This is a genomic window from Streptomyces sp. NPDC058964 (genome assembly GCF_042741275.1).
GTDB lineage: Bacteria > Actinomycetota > Actinomycetes > Streptomycetales > Streptomycetaceae > Streptomyces.
On the sequence record NZ_JBHYKH010000197.1, the window covers coordinates 6,213 to 15,145 of the forward strand.

Genomic DNA, 8,933 nt, shown 5'->3' on the forward strand with positions numbered 1-8,933 from the left:
GGCCGCCGCGGGGCCCGGGGGCGGCCGGGGGGGCCGGGCCGCGGGGGGGCGGGCCGGGGCCGGGCGCGCGCGGGGGGGGGCGGGCGGGGGGGCCGGGGGGGGGGGGCGGGGGGTCGGGGCGCCCGCGCCCGGGGCGCTGCTGGTGGAGGGACACCCGGTGACCGTGTGGCACCGGCTGCCCGATTCCGTACGACCCGCCGAGCCACGCGATTTGGCCGAACTGCTACGGCTGGTGCATGTGCTGCCCACTCCGTCCTTCGCCCTGCCGCCACGCGAACTGCTGGGGGGTGTGGAACGCTGGCTGCGGCTCGCGGGCGACGTGATCGACCCGGCGGACGCCGCGTATCTGCGCGAGCGGCGGGACGGCTTCGCGTCGGCCGCCGCCGCGCTCACCCCGCACCTGACGCCGGGCCCGATCCACGGCGACGCGCTGCCGCGCAATGTGCACATCGGTCCCGACGGCCCGGTGCTGGTCGACATGGAGACCTTCTCCGCCGATCTGCGCGAGCACGACCTGGTCGTGATGGCCCTGTCCCGCGACCGCTACGGACTGCCCGCCGGGGCGTACGACTCCTTCACCGAGACGTACGGCTGGGACGTGCGCGAGTGGGCGGGCTGCTCGGTGCTGCGGGGCGCCCGGGAGACCGCGAGCTGCGCCTGGGTCGCCCAGCACGCCCCGGCCGACCCCAAGGCACTGGCGGAGTTCCGGCGCCGGGTGGCGTCGCTGCGGGACGGGGACGAGACGGTGCGGTGGTATCCGTTCTGAGGCGGCTGCGCGGCCCGGTGCCGGCAGCGTGCCGCCGTGCCCGCCCGTGCCGCCCGGGGCGGCACGACTGCCCGCCGTCGCACGGGTCGTGTGCCCCTGGGCTACGCGGGCCGGCTCTCCATCAGTTCACGCAGGGGCCACGTGCCGTCGATCACCGCGTCCTGGTCGCCCTTGCGGCGCAGGAACGCCTGGAAGTCCGCCGCCCACTCGGCGTACCACTCGATCTGGCGGCGGTGGAGTTCCGCCGGGCCGAGGGCCGCGATCTTGGGGTGGCGCTCGGCTATCGCGCAGGCCAGACGGGCCGCGGCCAGGGCGTCGGCGGAGGCTTCGTGGGCGGAGTCGAGGGCGATGCCGTACTCCGCGCAGACGGCTTCGAGGTTGCGCTTGCCCCGGCGGTAGCGGTCGACCCGGCGGTCGATGGTGTACGGGTCGACGACCGGGGCCGGGTCGGTGCCGCCCAGGCGGTCGGACAGGGACGGCAGGTCGTGCCTCCGCAGTTCGGCGGAGAGCAGGGTGAGGTCGAAGGCGGCGTTGTAGGCGACGACGGGCACGCCCGACTTCCAGTAACCCGTGAGGACGTCCGCGATGGCGTCCGCGACCCGGTCGGCCGGCCGGCCCTCGGCCGCCGCGCGCTCGTTGCTGATGCCGTGCACGGCGACGGCGTCGGCCGGGATCTCCACGCCCGGGTCCGCCAGCCACTCCCGGCGCCCTATGGGCCGCCCGGCCCTGACCTCGATCACGGCCCCCGTGACGATGCGCGCCTCGCGCGGATCGGTCCCGGTCGTCTCCAGGTCGAAGCCGATCAGCAGCTCCCGGTGCCAGCCCATGGGCGGCCCCCCTTCTTGGTGGTGCTTTCCCCCAGTGGTCTCCACGATCGCACGGGCCACTGACAATGCGAGGACCGCGTTCCGCCTGCGCCCGGGGACGGTTCAGGACACGGGTCGCGAATCCGCCCAGTTCAGGTCGAACTCCTCGCGGTAGGTCGGGAAGAGTCCGCCTTCGTCCACACTGCCCGGCTTGACCACACGGCCCCCGTTGCGCAGCACCAGCACCGGCACCTCCATCCCGCGCGCGCCGCGCAGATAGGACTGCACCACGGCGACACCGTCCGCGCCGTCGCCGTCCACCATGTAGGCCGTGAAGCGCGGGGTCTCGTCGTACACCTGGATCTCGAAGGCGCCGGGATCCCGGAGCCGGGACCGCACCCGGCGCATGTGCAGGATGTTCATCTCGACGGAGCGAGCCAGTTCGCCCCGTTTCATCCCGAGTTCGCGTTCGCGCCGCTTCACCGCGCTGGAGGCCGGGTTCAGGAAGAGCAGCCGCACCCGGCAGCCGGACTCGGCAAGCCGCACCAGTCGCCGCCCGGAGAAGTTCTGCACGAGCAGGTTGAGGCCTATGCCGATGGCGTCGAGGCGGCGGGCGCCGCCGAAGATGTCCTCGGCGGGGAACTGGCGCAGCAGCCGCACCCGGTCGGGGTGCACGGCGACCACATCGGCGTACCGGTCCCCGACCAGGTCCTCGACGGCGTCGACGGGCAGCCGGCGCGCGGACGGCACGTCGCCGCCCGCTCCCAGCATCTCCAGCAGCCGGGCGGAGGCGCGTTCGGCCTGGTTCAGGACGGCCTCGGACAGGGCCCGGTTGCGGGAGACCACGTTGCGGGTCACCTCGAGCTCGTCCAGGGCGAGTTCTACGTCCCGGCGCTCGTCGAAGTAGGGCTCGAAGCACGGCCAGTGCTGCACCATCAGCTCGCGCAGCTGGGGCAGCGTCAGGAAGCTGAGGACGTTGTCGTCGGCCGGGTCGAGCAAGTAGCCCTTGCGGCGGCTCACCTCACGTACGGCGACCGCCCGCTGCACCCACTCCTGTCCGGCGGGGCCGGCCGCGGCGACCACCCACTCGTCGCCGTGGACGGGTTCGTAGATCGGACGCAGAACGGCGGCCACGACCGCGCGCAGCCGCTGCTCGACGAGGTTCAGCCAGATGTAGGCCCGGCCGGCCCGCTGCGCCCGCGGGCGCACCTCGAGCCAGGCGTCGGTGTCCCAGTCCAGTTCCGGCCCGATGGCACCGGCGTCCATCGGCCGCGCCAGAGACACCGCGCCGGGCGGGACGTCTGTGGAGTTTCCCTCGTGACCCTCGTCACCAGGGGGCAGCTCCAGCCCTCCCGAGCCCACCCGTGCACCGCCTTCCGCTCCCCCGAGCTCTCCCCGTCCCAACGATCAAGGAAGGGTACTCCGGGAGCGGTCGGCGGTGCAGCCGGATGGACAGGGTCGTTTCTCAACTGCGCGGCCGCCAGTGGCCGTTCTGCCACGCGAGCTCGTCCGGAGTGAGCGGATTCATAGCCGTGACGTCGCGCGGGGCGATGGAGAATCCCTGCCAGTGGACCGGCATCGGCTGCTGGTCCTCGTCCCGGGCGATGTGGTGGAAGCCCACGTTCATCCAGACCACCGGGTGCGTGAGCGTCTGGCCGTTGACCCACTTGTCGACGGACTTGCCCGCTCCGGCGGGGCAGTTGCCGGGGTTGTTGCTGGCGAACTGCTCGCACTTGTTGTACTCGGTGAAGTACACGTCGTGCTTGGTGAAGCTGCGGCCCGGGTACTTGGTGGTCGGGCCGGGGACGATCTCGTACGAACGTGCGTGACCGTCCTTGTTCTTGCCGGTCGCGCTGACCATCCGCCACCAGCGGTAGGTCTTGTAGTCGCCCGCGAGTTCCTTGGTGACCTTGGTACGGGTGGTCTTGTTGGTCGGCGCCTCCTGGCCCTGCGCGGGGGCACTGACCGCCGAGTCGTACTGCTCGACCTTCCCCTTGGAGGAGCCGTCGAGGCCGAAGTCCAGCCGCCAGAAGACGTTGTGGCTGTGGCTGGTGGCGTAGGCCTTGGCGCCCTTGCCGATGGGCCAGCCACGGCCGTCGCCGGCGTCGTAGTCCTCGTAGGAGAGGCTGCCGGTGGCGCCGACGTTCATGTTGATCGTGCCGTCGTCCTGGAAGCGCCACTCGGTCATGTACTCGTACCAGCCGACCTGGTTGACCGTGTAGACCAGGAGGTCCTTGCCCTGGGCCTGGTAGACCTTGTTGGCGCTGTCGCCCTGCATGCGGTAGGCGTGACCACGCGAACGGGTCGTCGTGCACAGGCCGTTGACGTCGGGATGCTGTGGGTCCCAGGCGTCCGGGACCTTGACGCTCTTGATCGTGCCGCCGGGGCACTCGCCCGGAGCCAGGTTCACCAGGCCCTGTGCGAAGCCGAAGCCGGTCAGGTCGTCGTACTCGACGCTGCCGTCGTCGTAGGGGACGTCGATCTGGGCGAGCCGGGCGTTGTTGAGGACCTTGATCGGCTTGGTCTCGCCCTTGGGCTGGTAGGAGACGTTCTCCAGGACGAGGCCGGCCTTGCTGTCGTAGCGCCAGCACATCCGCCAGGTCGTGCCGCTGGAGAGCTTCTGCTCGATCTTGTAGGCGGCACTGCAGTCGGCGGCCGCCGCTGCCGCCGTCCTCGGCTGGGCGACCGCGGGCGCCGCACCGGTCGTCGCACCGGCGGCCAGGGCCGCCACCGACAGACCCACCGCCGCCCGCGTGCGGGCACGGCTGTTTCTGATCACGCGCATGACGAAGTGACTCCCTTGAAGGAGATGCAAGTTGGAAAGGTGAACCGACGGCGGCTCAACGGCCGAGCTTGGCGACCTTGCGGGCGCTCAGGTCGATGATCAGCGACCTGGCGTCGATCCAGGGGCCGTTCTTGACCTTCGGGAACAGCCGCACGCACCGGTGTTCGCCGCACTTGTCGAGCACGGCGGGCTGGGCACCCGGGGCGGCCCGGTACACCGCGCCGTTGAACAGCAGCTGGTCCGGCGAGGTGAGCTCCTGGCCCGTGGCGTCCTTGTAGTCGGCCTTGAGTCCGGCACCGAGCGGGTCGGCGATCAGGATCCTGGCCGCCTCGGCGTTCTCGGCACGGCTCATCGGCGGCTGGACGCCGTGCTGGGTGCCGGTCTGCACGACCTTCCCGGTGTCGAGGTCCACGGTCTTGGTGACCAGGGTGTCGTTCCGGTAGTCGTAGAACGTCACGTCCGCGCGGCGGGGCGCGTTCGGGTCGTCCAGTTCGTCGGCGTCCGGGTCGGCGAGGTCGACGGTGAGGCGCTGCGGACCGCGGTTGCCCTCGACGTTCTCACCCGAGGCGAGCTGCTGCCCGGTCGCGGCGATCCGCTCGACCCGCTTGATCTCGTCGTCGGTCAGCGGGTCGCGGCCCTTGCCCTTGTCGCCCTCGGCCGGCGCCTTCTGGACGACGCCCGGCCCGGCCTCGGTCGCGTCCTGCCCCTGGCCCGGCTGCTGGGCGCTCCGGCCGGCCCCTCCCGACTCGTCCGCCCCTGCCGTTCCCGGCAGGGTGATCCCGACCATCACGGCGGTCCCGGCCACCGCTATGGCCGCACCCGCCACCACCTTGCCCAGATGGCGGTGCACTAGCTTGCGCACATCTTCCCCCTACTCCCCCTGTGGCCCCGGGAGTACGTGTCTGCCCCACTGGATTCGGCATACCTCTGTATGCACTGGTCGGGAGATAAGAGGGACGTAAGTCACAGGGGGTTCCATCAGTTTCGGGCAGACTCATGGTCAAGGAGCCCCAGCGGCGCGGGACAACTGGAAGAGTCGTGTCCATGCAGGTCTGGCCTGGAGAGGCGTATCCGCTCGGCGCCACATACGACGGCGCCGGAACCAACTTCGCGGTCTTCACGGAGGCCGCGGACCGAGTAGAGCTGTGTCTGCTGCACGACGACGGCTCGGAGACGGCGGTGGAACTGCGGGAGAGCGACGCGTTCGTGCGGCACGCCTACCTGCCGGGCGTCATGCCGGGGCAGCGGTACGGGTTCCGGGTGCACGGCCCGTACGACCCCGGGCGCGGACTGCGCTGCAACTCCGCGAAGCTGCTGCTCGACCCGTACGCGAAGGCGGTCGGCGGGTCGGTCCGGTGGGGCGAGGAGGTGTACGGCTACCACTTCGACGCGCCGGAGAAGCGCAACGACCTGGACTCGGCCCCGCAGACCATGACGTCGGTCGTGGTCAACCCGTACTTCGACTGGGGCGACGACCGGCGGCCGCGGACCGAGTACCACCACACCGTGATCTACGAGGCCCATGTGAAGGGCCTCACCATGCGCCACCCGGGGCTCCCCGAGGAGCTGCGCGGCACCTACGCGGGTCTCGCGCACCCGGCGGTCGTCGAGCATCTGACGCAGCTCGGTGTCACGGCTCTGGAGCTGATGCCGGTGCACCAGTTCGTGAACGACCACCGCCTGGTCGACATGGGTCTGAACAACTACTGGGGCTACAACACCATCGGCTTCTTCGCCCCGCACAACGCGTACGCCTCCTGGGGCGACCGCGGCCAGCAGGTGCTGGAGTTCAAGTCGGCTGTCCGGGCGCTGCACGAGGCCGGGATCGAGGTCATCCTGGACGTGGTCTACAACCACACCGCCGAGGGCAACCACCTGGGCCCGACGCTGTCCTTCCGGGGCCTGGACAACCCGTCGTACTACCGCCTCACGAGCGATCCGCGCTACTACATGGACACCACGGGCACCGGGAACTCGCTGCTCATGCGGTCCCCGCACGTCCTGCAGATGATCATGGACTCACTGCGCTACTGGGTCACCGAGATGCACGTCGACGGCTTCCGCTTCGACCTCGCGGCGACCCTGGCCCGGCAGTTCCACGAAGTGGACCGGCTGTCGTCGTTCTTCGACCTGGTGCAGCAGGACCCGGTGGTCTCCCAGGTCAAGCTGATCGCCGAGCCGTGGGACGTGGGCGAGGGCGGCTACCAGGTGGGCAACTTCCCGCCGCTGTGGACCGAGTGGAACGGGAAGTACCGCGACACGGTACGGGACCTGTGGCGGGGCGAGCCGCGCGCGCTGGCCGAGTTCGCGTCCCGGCTGACCGGCTCGTCGGACCTCTACCAGGACGACGGGCGGCGGCCGCTGGCCTCGATCAACTTCGTGACCTGCCACGACGGGTTCACCCTGCACGACCTGGTGTCCTACAACGACAAGCACAACCTGGCCAACGGCGAGGAGGGCCGGGACGGCGAGAGCCACAACCGGTCGTGGAACTGCGGCGCGGAGGGCGACACCGACGACCCCGGCGTGCGGACGCTGCGCGCCCGTCAGATGCGGAACTTCGTCGCGACGCTGATGCTGTCCCAGGGCGTGCCGATGATCAGCCACGGGGACGAGTTCGCGCGCACCCAGCGCGGCAACAACAACGCCTACTGCCAGGACAACGAGCTGTCCTGGCTCCATTGGCCCGATCCCGACGGGCACGGGGGCGAACTGCTCGACTTCACGCGCGCGATGGTGTGGCTGCGCAAGGACCACCCTGTCTTCCGCAGACGGCGCTTCTTCCACGGCCGGCCGGTGGAGGGGACGCACGACGAGCTCTCCGACATCGCCTGGTTCACCCCGGAGGGTGAGGAGATGACCCAGCGGGACTGGGACTCGGCGCGGGCTTCGGCGCTCTCGGTGTTCCTCAACGGCAACGCCATCTCCGAGCCCGGCCCGCGCGGGGAGCGCATCGGCGACGACTCGTTCCTGCTGATGTTCAACGCCTCGCCGGGATCCCTGGACTTCGTGGTGCCGGTGAACCACGGCCGGCAGTGGCAGGTCGTGGTCGACACCGCCCGCGTCGACGGCGTGCCGCCGGGGACGGGGCCGAAGGTGGAGGCCGGGGAGCGCCTGACCCTGGTGGACCGGAGCCTGACGGTGCTGCGGCGGCCGGCGTAGGTGCAGTCGTCACATCCCCGTCGTCCGCCCGAAGGGCGGGCCCTGCGGCGCCATGGGGCCCCTTGCTCGAGCGAAGCCGGGAGATCGGGCGAGCGTGCTCCCGGCGCGCCGGGCCCCGGCCCTCGTACTGGATGTACCCGGGTCGGGGCCCGGTGCGGCGAGCGGGGTCCCCCTGTGCGAAGGGCATGGGCGAGCGTGCATGGCGTCGCGGTGCAGGCGGGGATTCGACGCCGGGGCCCAGGGCGGTGCTCCGGGGCTCGTCGTCCGCGCGCGTGCGGGCTTCCGGCTCGAATGCCGCTCGCGCGCGTGGGCCACCTGCGGGGCGTGATGACACGAAGCACGGCGGGATGGGTACGTAGGTCTGCATGACACCTGAGCGACCCGACCCCCCGGTGCCGACGGCCACCTACCGGTTGCAGCTGCAGCCCGCGTTCCCGTTCGCGGCCGCGGCGGCCGCCGTCCCGTACCTGGCGTCGCTCGGCGTCTCCCACCTGCATCTGTCCCCCGTCCTGGAGTCCGTCCCGGGCTCCACGCACGGCTACGACGTGGTGGACCACGCGCGCGTGCGCGGCGAACTCGGCGGGGAGGAGGGCCTGCGCGCGCTGTCGCGCACCGCGCGGGAGCACGGTCTGGGGCTGGTGGTGGACATCGTGCCCAACCACATGGCCATGTCCCCGCGCCACAACCGCGCCCTGTGGGAGGTGCTGCGGGAGGGCCCCGAGTCTCCGTACGCACGCTGGTTCGACATCGACTGGCGGGCACAGGACGGACAGGTGCTCCTGCCGGTGCTCGGCGGCCCGCTCGGCGAGGAGATCGGCCGGCTCGCGGTCGACGGGGACGTGCTGCGCTACCACGACCACGTGATCCCGCTCCGTGAGGGCACCGAGAAGCTTCCGCTGCCACGGCTCCTGGACGCACAGTGGTACCGGCCCGTGTGGTGGCGCCTGGCCCGTACGGAACTCAACTACCGGCGCTTCTTCAGCATCTCGGAGCTGATCGGGGTGCGGGTGGAGGACCCGGAGGTCTTCGAGGCCACGCACGGCACGATTCTGCGGCTGCTGCACGAGGGCGTGGTCGACGGGCTGCGCATCGACCATCCGGACGGCCTCGCCGACCCCGACGGCTATCTGACGCGGCTGCACGCGGCGACGGGCGGCCGCTGGACGGTCGTCGAGAAGATCCTGGCCGACGGGGAGCGCCTCCCGGCCTCGTGGCCCGTCGCGGGCACCACCGGCTACGACGCCCTCCGGCAGGTGGACGGGCTGTTCACGGATCCCTCGGGAGCCGGTGAACTGCTCGGACAGTACCGGCGGTTCGCGGCGCCGCGGACGGACCGGGGCGGCGACTGGCAGGCCACCGTGCGGCGGGCGGCATACAAGGTGCTCACGCACGAGCTGGCCGCCGAGATGGACCG

At 71.5% G+C, this 8,933-nt stretch carries 7 protein-coding genes; 3 read left to right on the forward strand and 4 right to left on the reverse strand.

The window, feature by feature from the left end:
* Window positions 1-766, forward strand: a 766-nt coding sequence (locus ACFW2E_RS23520; protein WP_384469044.1) for a phosphotransferase, incomplete at its 5' end; no start/stop codon positions are given.
* A gap of 101 nt (window positions 767-867) precedes the next feature.
* Here ACFW2E_RS23520 and ACFW2E_RS23525 read toward each other — a convergent pair.
* The 4 genes from ACFW2E_RS23525 to ACFW2E_RS23540 form a co-directional block, all read right to left on the reverse strand.
* Complete coding sequence (locus ACFW2E_RS23525) at window positions 868-1,593, reverse strand: 3'-5' exonuclease (protein ID WP_384469045.1); 726 nt, start codon at window positions 1,591-1,593, stop codon at window positions 868-870.
* A 102-nt stretch (window positions 1,594-1,695) separates the two neighbouring features.
* Window positions 1,696-2,934: an SAV2148 family HEPN domain-containing protein gene (locus ACFW2E_RS23530; RefSeq protein ID WP_384469046.1), complete on the reverse strand. Its 1,239-nt coding sequence runs from the start codon at window positions 2,932-2,934 to the stop codon at window positions 1,696-1,698.
* Between the two features lie 103 nt (window positions 2,935-3,037).
* Complete coding sequence (locus tag ACFW2E_RS23535; protein WP_384469047.1) at window positions 3,038-4,357, reverse strand: copper amine oxidase; 1,320 nt, start codon at window positions 4,355-4,357, stop codon at window positions 3,038-3,040.
* Window positions 4,358-4,412: 55 nt separating this feature from the next.
* Window positions 4,413-5,219, reverse strand: coding sequence for a Tat pathway signal sequence domain protein (locus ACFW2E_RS23540; protein WP_384469048.1), 807 nt, complete (start codon window positions 5,217-5,219; stop codon window positions 4,413-4,415).
* Window positions 5,220-5,401: 182 nt separating this feature from the next.
* Between ACFW2E_RS23540 and glgX the strand changes: the two genes are divergently transcribed.
* Window positions 5,402-7,519 (forward strand): glycogen debranching protein GlgX, encoded by a 2,118-nt coding sequence (gene glgX, locus ACFW2E_RS23545; protein WP_384469049.1) that lies wholly within the window; start codon window positions 5,402-5,404, stop codon window positions 7,517-7,519.
* Window positions 7,520-7,884: 365 nt separating this feature from the next.
* Window positions 7,885-8,933 (forward strand): alpha-amylase family glycosyl hydrolase (locus ACFW2E_RS23550; protein WP_384469050.1); only part of this gene is annotated, 1,049 nt, incomplete at its 3' end.

Excerpts from the sequence above, each read along its gene's own strand:
- ACFW2E_RS23525 (WP_384469045.1), bottom strand. The coding sequence starts at position 1,593 with ATGGGCTGGCACCGGGAGCTGCTGATCGGCTTCGACCTGGAGACGACC.
- ACFW2E_RS23535 (WP_384469047.1), bottom strand. The coding sequence starts at position 4,357 with ATGCGCGTGATCAGAAACAGCCGTGCCCGCACGCGGGCGGCGGTGGGT.
- glgX (WP_384469049.1), top strand. The coding sequence starts at position 5,402 with ATGCAGGTCTGGCCTGGAGAGGCGTATCCGCTCGGCGCCACATACGAC.